The sequence below is a fragment of the Stenotrophomonas sp. STEN087 genome, assembly GCF_056759115.1.
This window is the reverse complement of sequence record NZ_JBRRCR010000003.1, coordinates 13,594-30,342: the sequence shown is the minus strand read 5'-3', so window position 1 is coordinate 30,342 and position 16,749 is coordinate 13,594. Positions and strand designations below refer to the sequence as shown.

Here is a 16,749-nt window from a genome sequence, read left to right as displayed (position 1 = left end):
ACATGGGTAGCCGATTGCAGATGAGCTCGCCGGTGGCGACCACGCCGGTGCGGCCGACGTCGCCACCGCTGCACGCGCTGCGCGGCGGCATGGCCGAGCGCATCGCCTCGCACGACTGGTCGGCGACGCCGCTGGGTGCGCGCGATGAGTGGGCACCGCATCTGCGGGCAACGGTCGATCTGATGCTGGCCCACGGCTTCCCGATGATCGTGCTGTGGGGCGAGGAACTGGTCCAGCTTTACAACGATGGCTATGCCGAGATCCTGGCCGACAAGCACCCGGGCGGCCTGGGCCAGGCCACGCGCATCTGCTGGCCGGAGGTGTGGCACATCAATGGCCCCATCTATGCCCGCGTCTGGCAGGGCGAGACCATCACCTACGAGGACAAGCTCTACCCGCTGGCGCGGCAGGGCGTGCTGGAAGACATCTGGTTCACCATCACCTACAGCCCGATCCGTGACGCCGATGGGCGCATCGAAGGGGTGCTGGTAACGATGTTCGAAACCACGTCCGCGCACACGGCGCATGCGGCGCGGGCGCACGAGCAGCAGCGCCGGCGGCAGAGTGACGAACGCCTGTCACTCGCCTTCCAGATGCTGCCGGTGGGGCTGTGCATCGTCGACACCGAGGGCCGGGTGCTGCAGTCCAACGAGCAGATGCGCGCCTACCTTCCCACCGGTCAGCTGCCTTCGCGTGATACCGGCAACATGCCGCGTTGGCAGGGCTGGCATGAGGATGGCAGCCCGATTGGGCCCGAGGACTTCGCGGTCGCCCGCGCGCTGCGCGGCGACACGGTTGTGCCCGGGCTGGAATTTCAGTTCACCCACGATGATGGACAGGTGCGCTGGACACGCATCGCAGCGGCGCCGCTGCGCGATGCGCAGGGTGAGGTGACCGGCGTATTCGCCATCGCCATCGACATCGACACGCTGAAGCGTGCAACCGAGCGCCAGGCCGTGCTGTTGGCCGAGCTGCAGCATCGGGTGCGCAACATCATGGCCATGATTCACGCCATTGCCTGGCGCACGCAGGAAACGGTGGGCAGCGTCGAGGAATATGCAGAGCGCCTGTGCGGCCGGCTGATGTCGCTGGCGCGCACGCAGGCGCTGCTGACGCGCGCCGACAATGCCGGCGTGTGCCTGCGCGGCATGCTGGACGAGGAAATATCGGTGCAGGTGCATCGATCGGACCAGTACGGGCTCGAGGGGCCCGACCTGCTGCTGCCGCCGAAAGCGGCCGAGGTGCTGTCGCTGGCCGTGCATGAGCTGGTGACGAACTCGCTGAAGTACGGCGCCATCAGCAATGATGGGCGCATCAGCGTGTCGTGGTCCGTGCAGGCGGAGGGCGGGAGCAGTCCCTGGCTGGTCCTGCACTGGTGCGAGAACCATGTGACGGTTTCGGACTGGTCGCCGCCGCGGCGGCGGGGCCTGGGCTGCTCGCTCATCGAGAAACGCGTGCCCTACGAACTGGCGGGTAGCGGGCAGCTGCAGTTCCGCGCCGATGGCGTAGATGCCCATATCCGCTTCCCGCTGCGTGAGCGCGACAGCCTGCTGCAGACGGACGCGCCGGCCACGGGGTGAGCAGTCGTCGGCATTGGCCGCGCCGCGTGCACGGCCTGTGCGATGATCCGGGGCATTGAAGCTACGGATCAGGATGCAGCACATGAATGAAGGGACGCAGTGGCCGGTGCGCGGTCTGCGCGCGTCTGTCACGGGGGACGCCATGCACGTACGTCGCTTTGCCGGCGCATTGTCTGCATTGATTGTGGCCGCGCTGGCCCTGCCCCTGCAGGCGGCACCCGCGCCGCCCAGCCTGGTGCAGGCGCTGAAGGCGGCCGAGGCTACGCTGCAGCTCATTCCGGGCGATGACATCGAACTTGACTTCCGACCTGCATGGACTGGCGTGGCCGATCTGGATGGCGATGGCCGTTCTGAGATCATCTACTTCTACACGTCCACCTACACCGGGGGAACGTTCGCACAAAGAAACGTCGTTGCCGTGATGACGGCACTGACGCCGGATGATCCACGCGGCAAGGAGAATCCGAAGAGCCTGTCGCCGGTGGATGCCGAGGATTACGCGGCCATCCGTGCATCCGGCTATGCCGATGATGCGGGCATGCAGATACCGGGTGCGGTGCAGTCCATCCGCATCGAGGGCAGCCGCATCATCGTCGACTTCATCGTGACCGCCGGTGCGACGGTCTGCGAGATACCCCGCGGCTTCCGCCACGTCTGTCCGCCAGAGGGGCCGTATCAGTGGGTCCTGCACTGGACGCCGGGAAAACTGACCCGGCAGGAACCGTAGCGTCGAGCTTGCTCGACTGATCCAACTCTTTGTAGAGCCGAGCCCATGCTCGGCTGCTCCCGCTTTTTGTAGAGTCAAGCTTGCTCGACTGCTCCCGCTCTTTGTAGAGTCGAGCTTGCTCGACTGGCTTGCAAGAAGCAGTCGAGCAGGCTCGACTCTACATCGCTCACCGGAGGGCTGGATCATGTGCCTGCAACCGGCTCGTGCAGCGGACACCGATTGTGCTGCGACCGGTGCGCACGCGAGGCGGCCATGACGACCTTGCGTGCGCGGTTCAGCGCACCCAGCGGCCGATGTGCTTCCAGCGCGTGCCATGGACTGAACGCCAGGCGGTCTTCGACGCCCGGTGATTCCGCATCATCCCAACTCACCTGCGGCGGAACATGCAGCTCGGCCACGGCAATGAACGGGCTCTGCTCCTCTGGCCATTCCACCGAGGCATCCTCGATGGGCATCGTTTCTTCGTCCCGGCACAGCTGTGCACACAGCTCCCACACCAGATCGGCGCGACCGCTCGCAAGCGCCTCCTGGATGGCATCGCGCTGGCTGTCCTCGCTGTTCTCTACCGGTGCACCATCCAGTGCCTGCAAGGTCGCCGACACAGGACGCAGGCAGAACTTGGCCACGTAGGGGCCGAAGCGGAACGGCACCTGGCTGAAGAAGGTTTCCCCCATCGGGTGTGTCTGCGGTTCGCCGCCCATCCCTTTGATCTTGCCGCTGCCGCCGCCTGCGGCTTCCAGCAGCCTTTCGCCGCCGCGGAGGGCGGCCGAGATCACTGCTTTGGTGCGAGGCATCCGTTCGGTGGTTGCCGCGAGCAGCTTGGTGGAACGGAGAAAGCCTTTTGGACCCGGGCTGGTGAAGGCCGGGCCGTTCACCATCAGGAAGTCCTGGCTGTGCTGTTCTTCGCTTTCCGCGACGCGGGCGCCGCTCACACCAAGGATCTTGATGGCGATGGCGCGTGGGGTGGACACCGTGTCCGGCAACTGTTCGGCGGGCGGGGAAGAGAAGCGGACGAGCGCCTCATACGTTGCAGGCGCAGCGAAGAGTCCGTGTGCCAGTTCCTGCGGCAGGCCATCCGCAACCTGCAGCCTGCCCTTGAGCAGCGCCTGGCCTTTCGCATGCACGGCACGATGCGCATGGCCTTCGGCCGCTGCCACCGTTCGCGCCATGCCGAGGAACACCTCGCGCAGCGCGTCGATGGTCTCGGCCTCGTCAGCCTCTGGCTGCTCCATGCCGGCGTGGAAGGGAACGGGGGGAAGTAGCGTGCGCATGGCTGGCTCCATCAGGGATGAAGCCAGCATGCGTGATTGCGGTTATCCGACAGTGCAGGGCCGGCATGGGCCCCTTTCACGACCCATGCGCGGGCGCCTACGATGCCTCAGGCAGGCTTGGGAGTCTCGCCGTCACCGGCTTCCGGCAGCGGCGGCAGGGTCGGGTCAACCGTCACCGGCCCATCGCTCTTCAGCAGGGCGGCGGCTTCCTTGTCGCTGGCCACGGCCGGCGGCGAACCGCGCAGCGGCATGTTCGCCGTCTCCTTCACGAACATCATGGTGACCAGGCCGATCACCGCCGCAATCATCAGGTAGTACGCCGGTACCAGCGGATCACCGGTACGCTCGACCAGCCAGGCAGTGACCAGCGGCGTGGTACCGCCGAACAGCGACACCGACACGTTGAAGGCGATCGACAGCGCGCTGTAACGCACCGGTGTGTAGAACAGAGCCGGCAGCGTGGACGGCATCGAACTGGTGAAGCACACCAAGGCCAGGCCCAGCAGCATCAGGCCGAGGAAGATCAGCCAGTCGTTGCCGCTGCCGATCAGCAGCAGGCACGGCACGGCAAGCACCAGCAGCGCGATGCAGGCGCCGATGATCATCGGCCGGCGGCCGAGCTTGTCGCTGAAAAGACCGCCGACGATGTTCAGCGGCATCATCACCAGCATCACGATGATGATCAGCAGCAGGCCCTTGCTCTCCGCATAGCCCATGGTCACGCTCAGGTAGCTGGGCATGTAGGTCAGCAGCATGTAGTCGGTGACGTTGAACACCAGCACCAGGCCCATGCACACCAGCAGCTGGCGGCCATGCATGCGGAACAGGTCGCCCAGGCCCGGGCGGTCGTGCTCGCGCTTCTCGGCTTCCTCGGCGAAGGCGCGGAAGGCCGGGGTTTCCTCCAGCTTCATGCGCATGTACAGGCCGAGCAGGCCCAGCGGACCGGCGACCAGGAACGGGATGCGCCAGCCCCAGTCCAGCATGTCCTCGCTGCTCAGCAGCATGTGCAGCGCGGTGACCGTGCCGGCGCCGGCGATGTAGCCGCCCAGCGTGCCGAACTCCAGCCAGCTGCCCATCAGGCCCCGGTTGCGGTCGGTTGAGTACTCGGCGATGAAGGTGGCCGCGCCGCCGTACTCGCCGCCGGTGGAGAAGCCCTGCACGACGCGCGCGAGCAGCAGCAGGACCGGGGCCCAGATGCCGATGCGTTCGTAGGAGGGAATCAGGCCGATGGCAAAGGTGCCCAGCGCCATCAGGATCATGGTGAAGGCCAGCACTTTCTGCCGCCCGTAGCGGTCACCCAGCGGACCGAACACCAGGCCGCCCAGCGGGCGCACCAGGAAGGCCACGGTGAAGGTCGCGAACGCGGCGATCACCTGCGCGGTGGGATTGCTGGAGGGGAAGAAGACCTGGCCGATGGTCACGGCAAGGTAGCCGTAGACGCCGAAGTCGAACCATTCCATCGCATTGCCCAGTGCAGCGGCACCGACGGCGCGCTTGAGCATGGGCTTGTCGACGACGGTGATCTCGTCGACCTTCAGGTGGCGGCGGCGTTTGAACCAACCGAAATGGGCATGGGCATCGGGGTTGTCCTGCATGGGGACGTCCTTTCTGTTCTTGGAGGGGGAGTGCGGAATAGGCGGTGTGGTGTGTCCCGGAAATCGGAAACGGCGGTGCTGGCGCAACTGGCGCAGGGGCATCGGTGTGGGCGGTCCACGTTGGACCAGGACGTACGGGAAAAGACCACGCACGGGAAACTACGCCGTGGATTGGCGAGGGCTGGTGAAGATCAATGCCAGCGGTGATGGCAGATGCCGCCGATCAGAACGGGCTGACCGGAACAGGCTGGGTGCGCATCGGAAAAACAGTGAAGATCAGCGCCTGAGCGGCGTCATCCACCCGGATCCTGCACGCGGCGAAGGAATGAGGGGGTGGGAGCGGGTGTGGCAAGCGGTACGCCGGTCGGCCGTGCTTCCCACGCAACAGGCGTGCCTGCCACGTAGTACGTCGTGTCGATCATCCGTTCATGATAACGGTTACGGTGTGAACTTGCAGCGAAGCGGGCTGTAGCGGACGCTGTGTTCCAGCCGGCCCGTTCATGTGCGTGCTTTGATGATGCCTGCTGCGATGACACGCTGTGGACGCAGTGTGGCCGCACCGCTCACAACGCAGCCTTTACGGTGGTGGCGAACCAACGCAACCGGAGCATCGCATGACCCGTCGCATTCCCGAAGGTACCCTTGTCGTCGTCACCGATGGTGGCTCGGCGCGCGTGTTCACCAACGTCGGCACCGATCATCAGCTGACGCTGAAGCAGGAGGGCGAGCTGCGCCTGCAGGACATCAGCGAGCAGGGCGTGTCGGGACAGGGGCCCGCGGGTGCCGTGCCGAAGGACATGTCCATTTCCCAGCTCAATGAGGCGACGTTCGCCAAACAGGTGGCCGAGCAGTTGAACGAGGATGCGCTGAAGAACCGCTACTCGCACCTGATCCTGGTGGCCGATCCGATCACCCTGGGCCGCATCCGCCCGCTGCTGCACAAGGAAACGCAGGCGCGGCTGCTGGATGATCTGGCGAAGAACTTTACCAACGCGCCGCTGGAAGACATCCAGCGCGCACTGGCGGCTTGACGCCATGCCCTTCATGCGCGACCACCAGGCTGTAGAGCCGGCCCGCAGTGATGTCGATGCACAGGCCGGCTGGCTGCTGATCGAGTTTGGTGCGCCGTGGTGCGGCCATTGCAAGGCCGCGCAGCCGGCGCTGCAGCAGTTCGTGGACGCGCATGATCTGCCGCACTGGAAGATCGAGGATGGCAAGGGCAAGCCGCTGGGCCGCTCGTTCCAGGTGAAGCTGTGGCCGACGGTGGTACTGCTGCGCGACGGCCAGGAAGTGGCGCGCGTGGTGCGGCCGGTGGACAGCGCGGATCTGTCCACCCTGGTGGCAGCGCTGCCGACGTAGCGTGTAGGCGTCGAGCTTGCTCGACTGCTGTTGCCTTTGCTTTTCGCTCTGGTAGGCGTCGAGCCTGCTCGACGGAACGGTAAAAGGCGGTCAAGCAAGCTTGACCAATACGGAGCGCAGCCCCTCCGCAACGCTATAATCCGCAGGTGCTGTCGCTCTGCTTGAATTCCGATGACCTCTCCGCTTTCCGCTGAATCCCCGCGGCGTCACGCCGCACCCGCGATCTGGGATGACCTGCTCGCCCATCGCTTCGAGGCCATCGAGTCCGCCTTGCCCGAGCTCCTCGCACCGCAGGACGCCGAGGGCGGTGCGCGTGCACTGGCCCTGCTCGCGCCGCCGCAGGCACTGTCGATCAATGCGCTGTGGGAGGCCCTGACTGTGTGGCAGCGGCAGGCTCCGCAGGCTGATGCACCGCTGCTGCTGGCCGCCTTGGTGTGGGACCGCATCGCCGTCGATCTGCGCGGCTCGGGCTGGACGTCATCGGTGGGCGAGGGCGCCTGGTCCAGCGTTCATGCCGCACAGACCGCGTTGTTCGTCCACGCCATTGCCCTGGCCGATCGCGCGCCGTTGTCCTGGCCGCTGCTGCACCAGCTGATGCGCAGCGTGGCGGCGTTCGGTGTGCCGGTGTGGATGAGCGACTGGATGCACGATGGCTTCCATCCCGCCGATGGAGCTGGCCCGTGGCGCGACATGCAGGCCCTGCTCGGCGCGTGGATGGCCGAGGCGCCGCGCCTGCCGGAGCTGCCGGCGCAGATGCCTGCGTCCTGGTCTGCCGCGATTCCGCCGCCGCCGGAACTGGATGAGGAGGGCGACCCGATCGCGAGCGACGAGGCTTCGCCGCAGCCGGCACTGGCCTGGCTGCAGATGGGCCTGCAGGCCGCAGGGCACGCCCTGCCGCTGCTGGATACCTACGCGCGGCTGCGTACGCCGCGCTGGGGCGGCAGCCATGATGAGATCCTGGCGCTGGCCGAGGGTCCCCTGGCCGAAGGCCTGGACGCATCGCAGCGCAACCAGCTGCGCATGACCGTGTGGCTGGATGCCATCGACGTGGACAGCATCGACACCGACGACCGCAGCGCGGTGCAGCAGGCCTTCGCGCGCGGCATGGAACTGCTGGCCCAGCCGCAGTCTGCGCTGGAGCGGACGGGGATTCATCTGCAGCTGGCCGAGCTGGCTTCGCGGGTGGACAACGCCGAAATGGCTGCGGCGTACTACGCGCAGGCGGCCGACCCGAGCGTGCCGCGCGGTTTCGATGATCATCAGCTGATGCGCATGCTGCATGCAGCCGCGGCGACCGGCATGGGTGAGTGGCTGGCGCCGGTGGTTGCACGGCAGTGGCGCAACTCGGCCTGGGCGGCGGTGATGCAGGGCGTACTGCGCGATACCGGTTGGTGCGGGGTGACGCCCGATGCGGCGCAGGCCGAGGCGGCCTGGCGCCACGCGGCCGCGCTGATGGTGGTGCCGGCGCCGGGCGCGGACTGCCCGTTCAACGACGTCTACCATGCCTTCGACGAATCGCTGCAGCACACTGCGCTGCTGCACATGGCGCAGGTCGGTGCCGAACTGGGCTTCCCGGAGATGCAGGCCGCGCTGGGCTACCACTACTTCGAGCACGCGCCTGCCTACGATCCGGCGCTGGCCATCCAGTGGTACCGCCGTGCGGCCGAGCAGGACAGTGGCCGCGCGCTCTACAACCTCAGCTTGGTCTACGACCGTGGCCTGGAGGAGGGCGGCATTGCCGGCATCGGCGCGGACGAACTGGTGCACCTGTCCAACGCCTGCGAGCTGCGCTGCCTGGAGCTGGCGGCGACCGAAGAAGAGTGGGGCGAGCGTCTGCAGCGTCGCGTCCGCAGCTGCGTAGCGGGTGCGGGGTACTACCTGCGCACGCAGGTGCCTGCCGAGGGGCGCCTGCCGCGCCTGCTGGATACGCTGGAGTTCTGGGGTGGACAGGCGTGGACGCAGGCGGCCTGGATGCTGGCGCAGTACTACGCCGCGCGCAGCGAAGTCGAGTTTGACCGCGCGGTGTTCTGGGCCGAGCGTGCCTGCGCGCAGCAGCCGGATGAGGACGAGGTGCAGGCGTTGCGCACGACCCTGCAGCGCGGCCTGTTTGGCAGCCGCCGCTACCGGCAGGCGCTGGAACGCGTGAGCGACGGCCTGCCAGCGCGGTGACGCCCTTGTAGAGCCGAGCCCATGCTCGGCTGTTCTTGTAGAGTCGAGCCATGCTCGACTGCTCTTGTAGAGTCGAGCCTATGCTCGACTGCAGTTCCAGCCGAGCATGGGCTCGTCTCTACAGAAGGCGTCAGCCGAGCATGGCCCGGCGCTACGCCGTCCGCTGCACCTTCACCGCAAACTGCTCCGGCCAATCGCGGTACAGCGCCACCTGGCCCTCGCGACGCACCGCAGATACCGCGGCTGCATCGATCTGCCCGATCAACCAGCGGCTTTCCTCGGTGAACACCCGCTCGCTCTCGCACAGCACGCCGTTGGCCGGCATGCCGCGGTCGGCCGGCACATACATCGCCGCGCGCCCGTAGTTCACATCCACCGACGGGCTCCAGCTGGCCATGCCGGCGGTGGCCGAGACCAGCACCGGCAGTTGGTTCTCCAGTGCACGTGCCTGCGAGCCGATGCGCACGCGGTGGTAGCCGGCCTCGGTATCGGTGCAGCTCGGTGCCAGCAGCAGGTCCACGCCGGCCTCGGCCAGCTGGCGGGCCAGCATCGGGAATTCGGTGTCGTAGCAGATCAGGATGCCCAGCGTGCCCAGCGGCGTGGCGAACGTGCGCAGGCCCTCGCGGCCACCGGCGATGTTCCATTCCTCGCGCTCGAAGCGGGTCATGATGAGCTTGTCCTGGTGGCCCAGCAGGCCCTGCGGACCGAACAGGAACGCGCGGTTGCGGTACTGGCCATCGTCGTCCAGCACTGGCGCCGAGCCCGGACAGAACCAGATGCGATGGCGGCGCGCGATCTCCGCACACAGCGCCTGCCAGCGCGGCAGCAGCGGCTGGATGCCGGCGATGGACGCGGCCAGGCCGCCGCGCTCGGCCGGCCGCAGCTGGCCGGTCAGGGTCATCGCCGCGTACTCGGGAAGCAGCACCAGCTGCGCACCGGCGGCCGCGGCTTCGGCCACATGGGCGTCCAGGTGGGCGGCGTAGTCGTCCCAGTGCTCGAACAGCTCGATGGCGTACTGGCTGGCAGCGAAGCGGATCATGCGGTCAGCGCCTTCAGCCAGAACGACATCGGCTTGGCGGTCTTCTCGCTGTGGCCGACGTCGCGCCAGGTGAAGGACGTGCTCAGCTCAGGATGATGGACATAGCCGCGGTTGTGCCAGAACGCATCCAGCGGCTGGTAATCGGCCGGTCGCAGCGGGTGGTCCAGCGGGCGCTGCACCGCACTGAAGCAGCACAGGCCGAAGCCGGCCTGGCGGGCATGCGCCTCGCGGGCTTCGAAGAAGCGTACGCCCAGGCCCTGGCCGCGATACTCCGGCAGCAGTACCGATTCGCCGAAGTAGAAAATGCGGTCGGTGTCCCAGGCGCTGCCCAGGAATGGCGCCTGGAACTCAGCGGTCTCCTCGCGCATCGGGATGCCGGTGGAAGCGCCGACCACGCGGTCACCGTCCTGGGCCAGCACGATGATGCTGCCGGCCGCCGCCGCATAGGTCGCCGCGTAGCCGCGCTCGTAGGCCAGGTCGCCTTCATACAGATACGGGAAGTCACGGAAGACGCGGATGCGCAGGTGCGCAAGATCGTCGAGGAAGGGGGTTGCTGCCAGCCCCTGTAGCGTGGTGATGCGCACGTTCGTTGCCGCCCATGGATACTGGGGGTGAGTATAGGCTATGCTCCCCGGCCCGCCCATCCCCAGGATCCTCCCATGAGTGCCACCGACGTCATCCGCGCCTACTACGATTCCTTCAACAGCGGCGATATCGAGGCGTTCGTCGCCCAGGTCACCGACGACGTGGTGCATGACATCAACCAGGGCGGCCGCGAAGTCGGCAAGGACGCCTTCCGTGCGTTCTGCCAGAAAATGGCGCGTTCCTACCGCGAGCAGTTGACCGACATCGTGGTGTTCGGCAATGCCGATGGCAGCCGTGGTGCCGCCGAGTTCACCGTCAACGGCCAGTACCTGGCCACCGACGAAGGTCTGCCCGAGGCACGCGGCCAGCCGTACGTGCTGCCGGCGGGTGCGTTCTTCGAGATCCGTGACGGCAAGGTCGCGCGCATCACCAACTACTACAACCTGCCGCACTGGATCGAAGCGGTCAGCCGCTGAGGCCGGCGCCGAGCGTGCTCGACTGCTCTTCGCCTTTGTGTAGAGTCGAGCCATGCTCGACTGATCTTCGCGCAGTTGTAGAGTCGAGCTTGCTCGACTGATTGAAGCAGAAGCAGACGAGCATGGCTCGACTCTACGCAAGATCAAAAGCAGTCGAGCAAGCTCGACTCTACCCATCACGCTTCAATGCAGCGTCATGGGGCCGTGGTGCGCCCGCAGTTCACCCAGCAGCCGCCTGCCACGCTGGCTGAGGGCAATGATGGCCGCGCTGACCTTGTGGACGTTGCAGCCAGGCCGGTCATGCGCGGTCGGGTCCGGCGGTTCGTTCTCGCCGATCATGGTGGCCATGCCTTCGGTGGTGTACAGGGCGTGTTCCAGCCGGAAGAACAGCGCTTCCACTTCGGCGGTAATGCGGGGTGTTTCAGTTGACATGCGATGGCTCCTGCAAGAGTGGGCCACCCGTAGGTGGCGGGCGATGCGCGGTTGGAACTTCGGCTGAATCCAGGGAAAAGCCGGTGGGCCTTACGGCCTCCGCACACCGCCCGCCGTAGTCACGGCAAGCAGATCCCTAGATTCATTTCGGGGTTCCACGCCCGGCAGCGGTTACTCAACTGCGCGGTCATCCTGCACCCTGCCATCGCGGTACATCCAGCTTCTTCCAGGATCATCAAGGGGTCTTATTCATGGCGCTGCCAAGAGTGCTTTCGCGCATGGTCACGCAAACGGACTGATCGCGTCACTTCGGGGCGCAATGTACTTGCTGCGCATCACTGCGCTTGACCCGCCGCGCCCAGCTTCAAGAGAAGTAGGCGGCCCCGGCAGACACGCCGCGGCCGCTCGACAAAGCCAAAAGCGTCTTACCAGCTGTAGCTTATGCCCATCTGGGCACTGGTGAGGTGGTAGCCACTGGCCTGCTGGCGCGACAGTCCGCCCCAGATACCCAGGCCACCGGCAAACTTCACCGAGGCACCGGCACTCACTTCGGCGCGGCTGCGCGGAATGCGTGCATCTACCAGTTCCCCATCCATGCGCACCTGCGATTCGGCACGGCTGTGCAGCCAGTTGGCGGCCAGGTACGGCTGCACCTGTGCAGCACGGCCTTCCCAGCGGGTCACGCCGGACAGGCGCAGGCCTACGCGGCCGAACAGGCCGTCGGCATCATCGGTGGTGACCACGGTGCCGTTCACTTCGGTGTGGCGGGTGTCATCCCAGCGGTTGTAGCCCACCTGCAGCTGGGGTTCCAGGATCACGCTGCTGTTGGTGCTGCCACCCAGACGGAATGCGTAGCCGGTTTCCACCGCGCCCTGCCAGGCGCGGCTGTCGTAGCGCTCGGTGGCCAGGCCGATGCCTTCCACACGGTTGCGGAACTGTGCACGCTGCACCGAGCCATCCACGTAGAAGCCCACATACGGGTCGGCGCCGTTGCCGCCGCGCCACGTGCCATACAGGCCCAGCGCCTCGCCCTTCACCTTGCCGCGCGCGTAGTAACCGGTCAGCTCGTTGGTGGAGGTGCTGCTGGCATTGCCGGTGGACAGCATCACGCCGACGCTGCTGCCAGCGTCGGCGCGCCACAGGTCGGCACCCACCGTGAGCGCTTGGCTGTTGCCGCGAATGTCCAGCTGCTGGCTGACCGCATCGAAGCCGTTGCGAGAACCGTCTACGCGGGCCCAGGCGCGACCCGCATTCTGGCCGGCATGGCGGTCGTGGTAGCCGAGGCGGAACATGGTCTGCGCGGCCTGCAGGTTGGCCAGGTAGGCGCCCGGTTCCGGGCGCAGCACCGGGTCCGGATCGGGGCCCGGCAGCACCGGGTTGCACTCGGGCAGGGTCGGGTCGGTATCGCACGGGTCCGGCTGGGTCGGCAGCTGCGAGCGCAGGTACCAGTTGCCATCGGCGCCGGTGCCCTTGAACAGGAAGTACTCGTACTGCCCGCCCACGGCACGGCCGGCCAGGTTGAACTGGCCGTTGGAGGCGCCACCGACCGAGATCAGCTCAATGCCCTGGCTGGTCTGCGCGCCGGCGCCGCCGACGTTGTTCACGCGCGCGTTGGCCGTGCCGCTGGTATCGCCGCCGATGACCAGCTTGTCGGTGGCGGCGTCATCGCCGGCCAGTACGGTGTTGAACAGGAGAGTGCCACCGTTGCCGGTGAAGTTGCCGGCCACGGTGAGGGTGTTGAAAGAGGAGCCGTCGCCAAGGGCAATAACGCCGCCACTGCCCAGGTCCAGGCTGGCTACGTCACTGCTCTTGTTGAGCTGCCACTGGCCACCTTGGGCCAGGGAAACGTCAAAGGCGCCGGTGATGCCGCCGATCAACGATGCGTTGTCGGTCAGTGCAAGTGACCCGGTTGCACCAGCACCGGCGCGAAGATCGCCGCGCAACTGGCTGCTGCTGACCGCCACATCGGCGTGGACCTTCTGAGCAGGGTTGGTGGTGTTGGGCTGGATGTCGATCAGTACACCATTGCCAGCGATGAGCTCGGCACCGTTGCGCAGGGTGATGTCCACGTCAGTATCGCCGGCGAAGCTGGGGCCAACGTAGACGGCGCTGCCGGCGGTGCCTTCCAGGCGGGAGCCGTCCACAACAAGCGCCGAGGGCTGCGCGGTGAACCCTGCCATCTGATTGGAAACGAGGTAGGCGCCGTGCAGGTCGCCGCGCACTGACGAGCCGTTCTGCACCGTGGCGCTGCCCATTTCAACCCACAGACCGACACCGTTGCGCGGATTGCTGGGCGTGGCCGGGTCTGCGTTACCGATCAGGCTGGAACCGGATACGGTCAGTTGACCATAGCCATTGACGAGCACCGCCGTGCCGAGGCCCTCGACGGTGGAGGCATCCAGCGTCACCATCGAACGGGGGGCGCTTGGCGTTGCCGTGTTCGTGCCCAACGTCATGCCGAAGCCAGCATCGTTGCGGATGCCGCTGCGGAGAAAGCTGGCATTGGAATTGACGATGCCGACCAGCCAGGACGAGTCGCTGCCGGAGAGTTGAGCGTCAGTGGCGTTGAGCGTGCTTTGACCGTCTACGCTGACCACCCCAGCGGTCGCGCCCGTGGCCAGGACCAACGTTGAAGCACCACTGACCTGCCAATCTTCAGTAGGATCACCAGCGACCACGGTATGCGTCGCGCCATTGCCTACATTGCCGGCAAGCGCGGGGGCAGACAGACACAGCGCGACCGCGCCGGCGAGAAGGGTAGGCGCAAGCGGCGACAACGAACGACGAACAGCGATTTTCATGACGGAACTCCTGTTGATTCAAAACTTCAGGAAGAAACCCGTGCGCAACGCGTCATCGCGCATCACACGCTAAGGGGCTGTGAAGCCGCTGTGATCCGGGTGTTCTTGCCTGCCGGGTGGCGCAGCGGAGATCGCGTCCCGTCCCGGCCGGTGTCCGTCCAGGCCACCGTCCGCTCCGCTGCGCCGTTAAGGCACCTGTGCAGTCTTGGGCGAGGGGCTGGATCGATCCATACAAAAAGTTGCAGTCGAATCAGGACAGGTTTTGGCGCGTATTGAACGGTTCAGCTGCAGCGCAACATGCCACCGGCGTGGGGCGGTGCTACTCTCTGACCACCACCTGAATCGATCCAAATGCCGATGCCCATGCTGGACCGTCGTCTCCTGATCGCTATCGCCGCCACGGCGATGTTCGCTTCCGGGCTGGCCAGTGCGGCCCCGGCCCGAACCGCCGCCGACAAGGCCTATGCCTCGGTCGACCCCTTCATCGGCACCGGCGGGGAAGGGCATACCTACCCGGGTGCCACCGTGCCGTTCGGCATGGTCCAGCTCAGCCCGGATACGCGCATCCAGCCGCGCGAGAAGGCCTATGGCTGGGCCGCGGGCTACCGCTACGACGACAGCAGCATCGTCGGCTTCTCGCACACGCATTTTTCCGGCACCGGCCATTCGGACCTGGGCGACATCCTGGTGATGCCGTTCACCGGCACGCCCGGCCTGGGGCGCGGCGACCCGGAAAAGCCGCGCAGTGGTTATGCCTCGCGCTTCCGCCACGACGATGAAAAGGCAGAGCCGGGCTATTACGCGGTCACTCTGGACGATTACAAGGTGCGCGCCGAGCTGACCACCACCGCGCGCGTGGGCGTGCACCGCTACGCCTTCCCCAAGGGCGCCGACGCCAAGGTGCTGCTGGATATGCGCACCAGCATGTACGACTACCCAGGCAAGATCCTGTGGTCGCGGGTGCGCGTGCGCGCCGATGGCACCATCACCGGCTTCCGCGAAACCCGTGGCTGGGCACCGGGCCGCCAGCTGTATTTCGCCATGCGCTTCTCACGCCCGTTGGCCGCCCACGAGCTGCACAACACCGAACAGGACATCGCCTACAAGGGCTTCCCGCCGCCGGGCCACCAGGACCCGAAGCAGCGCGCGCAGATTGAAGGCCGGCAGTTGGTCGGCACGTTCGACTTCGGCAAGCTGGATGCACCGCTGGTGGTGAAGGTGGCGATTTCGCCGGTCAGCGAGGCCGGTGCGATGGCCAACCTGGATGCCGAAGTGGCCGACTTCGATTTCGACCGCGTGCGTGCGCAGGCCAAGCAGGAATGGACGCAGGCGCTGTCGGTGCTGGATATCGACGCGCCGGAGCATGCGCGCCGTAGCGCCTACACAGCGCTGTACCACACGCTGCTGGGGCCGACGCTGTTCATGGATGCCGACGGCCAGTACCGCGGCGCCGACAACGCGGTGCACAAGGCCGAGGGCTACACGAACTACTCGACCTTCTCGCTGTGGGACACCTACCGCGCCCTGCATCCCCTGCTGACCCTGGTGCAGCCGGAGAAGCGCAACAGCGATTTCATCAATTCGATGCTGGCCCACCACGACCACAGTCCCTACGGCATGCTGCCGGTGTGGTCGTTCCACGGCCTGGAAGACTGGTGCATGATCGGCTACCACGCGGTGCCGGTGATCGCCGATGCCTACGTCAAGGGCATCCGTGGCTTCGACGCCGACAAGGCGCTGAAGGCCATGGTCGAGACGGCCAACTACGGCCCCTACGACGGCATCGCGCAGTATCGCGAGCTGGGCTACGTGCCGATCGACGAAGAGGGCGAGGCCGCCAGCAAGACCCTGGAGTATGCCTTCGACGACTGGACCATCGCGCGCATGGCGCAGGCGATGGGCAGGACCGACGTCGCCACAACCTTCGACGAGCGTGCCGGCAACTGGCGCAATGCGTTCGACAAGGACACCGGCTTCATGCGCGCGCGCAAGCGCGATGGCAGCTTCCGCACGCCGTTCGACCCGAGTGCCAGCGGTTACGGCACCGACTACACCGAAGGCAATGCCTGGCAGTACTCCTGGTACGTGCCGCAGGACGTGGCCGGCCTGGCCGCTGCGCACGGTGGCAGCGACAAGCTGCTGGCGCGGTTGGATGAGGTGTTCAACGCCAAGGTCGATCCTTCCATCTTCGAGCACATGGAAGACATCACCGGGCTGATCGGCTGGTACGCGCATGGCAACGAGCCCAGCCATCATGTGGCCTACCTGTATTCGTATGCCGGGCAGCCGTGGCGCACGCAGGCGCGGTTGAAGCAGATCATGGACACCCAGTACGCCGATCGGCCCGATGGCCTGGCCGGCAATGATGACGTGGGCCAGATGTCGGCGTGGTACGTGTTCACCGCGCTGGGCTTCTACCCGGTGGCGCCGGGTTCGGGCGAGTACATTCTCGGCCGTCCGTTCCTGCCGAAGACCGCGATGCGCCTGCCCAACGGCAAGACGTTCACGATCGTGGCCAACGGCCTGGACGACAAGCACACTTACGTGGGCAGCGTGAGCCTCAACGGCAAACCGCTGCAGCGCACCTTCCTGCGCCATGACGAGATCCTGGCTGGTGGCGAATTGACCTTCACCATGCAGGCCGAACCAAACAAGGAATGGCCGGGGCAGGGCGCGCAGGCGCCGTATTCGATGAGCCGTTGATGCGGCACGCAT

Annotated in this window: 13 protein-coding genes; 7 read left to right on the top strand and 6 right to left on the bottom strand. The window is 66.5% G+C overall.

Annotated features, from left to right (window positions below):
* Positions 1-2: 2 nt before the first annotated feature.
* Both ACVOK1_RS01485 and ACVOK1_RS01480 read left to right on the top strand, forming a co-directional pair.
* Entirely contained in the window at positions 3-1,580 is a 1,578-nt protein-coding gene (locus ACVOK1_RS01485; RefSeq protein WP_481560853.1) for a sensor histidine kinase, read from the top strand.
* 142 nt (positions 1,581-1,722) lie between these two features.
* Positions 1,723-2,307: a hypothetical protein gene (locus ACVOK1_RS01480; protein ID WP_108770691.1), complete on the top strand. Its 585-nt coding sequence runs from the start codon at positions 1,723-1,725 to the stop codon at positions 2,305-2,307.
* Between the two features lie 182 nt (positions 2,308-2,489).
* Here the strand turns inward: ACVOK1_RS01480 and ACVOK1_RS01475 are convergent, their stop codons facing one another.
* The gene (locus ACVOK1_RS01475; RefSeq protein WP_481560852.1) at positions 2,490-3,578 is read right to left on the bottom strand and encodes a catalase family protein; all 1,089 of its coding nucleotides are present in this window, start codon (positions 3,576-3,578) and stop codon (positions 2,490-2,492) included.
* A 107-nt stretch (positions 3,579-3,685) separates the two neighbouring features.
* Positions 3,686-5,173, bottom strand: coding sequence for a glycine betaine/L-proline transporter ProP (proP, locus tag ACVOK1_RS01470; protein ID WP_481560851.1), 1,488 nt, complete (start codon positions 5,171-5,173; stop codon positions 3,686-3,688).
* A gap of 614 nt (positions 5,174-5,787) precedes the next feature.
* Here proP and ACVOK1_RS01465 point away from each other — a divergent pair.
* The 3 genes from ACVOK1_RS01465 to ACVOK1_RS01455 all read left to right on the top strand — a co-directional run bounded on the left by ACVOK1_RS01465 (position 5,788) and on the right by ACVOK1_RS01455 (position 8,701).
* Positions 5,788-6,204 (top strand): host attachment family protein, encoded by a 417-nt coding sequence (locus ACVOK1_RS01465; protein ID WP_164072546.1) that lies wholly within the window; start codon positions 5,788-5,790, stop codon positions 6,202-6,204.
* Between the two features lie 4 nt (positions 6,205-6,208).
* Positions 6,209-6,532, top strand: coding sequence for a thioredoxin family protein (locus ACVOK1_RS01460; protein WP_481560850.1), 324 nt, complete (start codon positions 6,209-6,211; stop codon positions 6,530-6,532).
* A 171-nt stretch (positions 6,533-6,703) separates the two neighbouring features.
* On the top strand, positions 6,704-8,701 hold the full coding sequence (locus ACVOK1_RS01455) for a DUF4034 domain-containing protein (RefSeq protein WP_481560849.1): 1,998 nt from the start codon (positions 6,704-6,706) through the stop codon (positions 8,699-8,701).
* 151 nt (positions 8,702-8,852) lie between these two features.
* Here ACVOK1_RS01455 and ACVOK1_RS01450 read toward each other — a convergent pair whose 3' ends face one another.
* Both ACVOK1_RS01450 and ACVOK1_RS01445 read right to left on the bottom strand, forming a co-directional pair.
* Positions 8,853-9,740: a carbon-nitrogen hydrolase family protein gene (locus ACVOK1_RS01450; RefSeq protein WP_481560847.1), complete on the bottom strand. Its 888-nt coding sequence runs from the start codon at positions 9,738-9,740 to the stop codon at positions 8,853-8,855.
* Positions 9,737-10,384: a GNAT family N-acetyltransferase gene (locus tag ACVOK1_RS01445; RefSeq protein WP_481560846.1), complete on the bottom strand. Its 648-nt coding sequence runs from the start codon at positions 10,382-10,384 to the stop codon at positions 9,737-9,739. The genes ACVOK1_RS01450 and ACVOK1_RS01445 overlap by 4 nt, the downstream gene beginning before the upstream one ends.
* Positions 10,385-10,399: 15 nt before the next feature.
* Between ACVOK1_RS01445 and ACVOK1_RS01440 the strand changes: the two genes are divergently transcribed.
* Entirely contained in the window at positions 10,400-10,801 is a 402-nt protein-coding gene (locus ACVOK1_RS01440; protein ID WP_481560845.1) for a ketosteroid isomerase-related protein, read from the top strand.
* Positions 10,802-10,984: 183 nt separating this feature from the next.
* Here the strand turns inward: ACVOK1_RS01440 and ACVOK1_RS01435 are convergent, their stop codons facing one another.
* Together ACVOK1_RS01435 and ACVOK1_RS01430 are read right to left on the bottom strand one after the other, a co-directional pair.
* On the bottom strand, positions 10,985-11,233 hold the full coding sequence (locus ACVOK1_RS01435) for a hypothetical protein (RefSeq protein ID WP_481560844.1): 249 nt from the start codon (positions 11,231-11,233) through the stop codon (positions 10,985-10,987).
* A 425-nt stretch (positions 11,234-11,658) separates the two neighbouring features.
* Complete coding sequence (locus tag ACVOK1_RS01430; RefSeq protein ID WP_481560842.1) at positions 11,659-13,860, bottom strand: autotransporter family protein; 2,202 nt, start codon at positions 13,858-13,860, stop codon at positions 11,659-11,661.
* A 525-nt stretch (positions 13,861-14,385) separates the two neighbouring features.
* Here ACVOK1_RS01430 and ACVOK1_RS01425 point away from each other — a divergent pair.
* Positions 14,386-16,737: a GH92 family glycosyl hydrolase gene (locus ACVOK1_RS01425; protein WP_481560841.1), complete on the top strand. Its 2,352-nt coding sequence runs from the start codon at positions 14,386-14,388 to the stop codon at positions 16,735-16,737.
* Positions 16,738-16,749 lie beyond the last annotated feature (12 nt).

Bases quoted from the DNA above. Each gene is read 5' to 3' on its own strand.
- ACVOK1_RS01425 (WP_481560841.1), top strand. From the start codon at position 14,386: ATGCCGATGCCCATGCTGGACCGTCGTCTCCTGATCGCTATCGCCGCC.
- ACVOK1_RS01465 (WP_164072546.1), top strand. From the start codon at position 5,788: ATGACCCGTCGCATTCCCGAAGGTACCCTTGTCGTCGTCACCGATGGT.
- ACVOK1_RS01480 (WP_108770691.1), top strand. From the start codon at position 1,723: ATGCACGTACGTCGCTTTGCCGGCGCATTGTCTGCATTGATTGTGGCC.
- ACVOK1_RS01435 (WP_481560844.1), bottom strand. From the start codon at position 11,233: ATGTCAACTGAAACACCCCGCATTACCGCCGAAGTGGAAGCGCTGTTC.
- ACVOK1_RS01475 (WP_481560852.1), bottom strand. From the start codon at position 3,578: ATGCGCACGCTACTTCCCCCCGTTCCCTTCCACGCCGGCATGGAGCAG.
- ACVOK1_RS01440 (WP_481560845.1), top strand. From the start codon at position 10,400: ATGAGTGCCACCGACGTCATCCGCGCCTACTACGATTCCTTCAACAGC.
- proP (WP_481560851.1), bottom strand. From the start codon at position 5,173: ATGCAGGACAACCCCGATGCCCATGCCCATTTCGGTTGGTTCAAACGC.
- ACVOK1_RS01485 (WP_481560853.1), top strand. From the start codon at position 3: ATGGGTAGCCGATTGCAGATGAGCTCGCCGGTGGCGACCACGCCGGTG.
- ACVOK1_RS01455 (WP_481560849.1), top strand. From the start codon at position 6,704: ATGACCTCTCCGCTTTCCGCTGAATCCCCGCGGCGTCACGCCGCACCC.
- ACVOK1_RS01460 (WP_481560850.1), top strand. From the start codon at position 6,209: ATGCCCTTCATGCGCGACCACCAGGCTGTAGAGCCGGCCCGCAGTGAT.
- ACVOK1_RS01450 (WP_481560847.1), bottom strand. From the start codon at position 9,740: ATGATCCGCTTCGCTGCCAGCCAGTACGCCATCGAGCTGTTCGAGCAC.
- ACVOK1_RS01445 (WP_481560846.1), bottom strand. From the start codon at position 10,384: ATGGGCGGGCCGGGGAGCATAGCCTATACTCACCCCCAGTATCCATGG.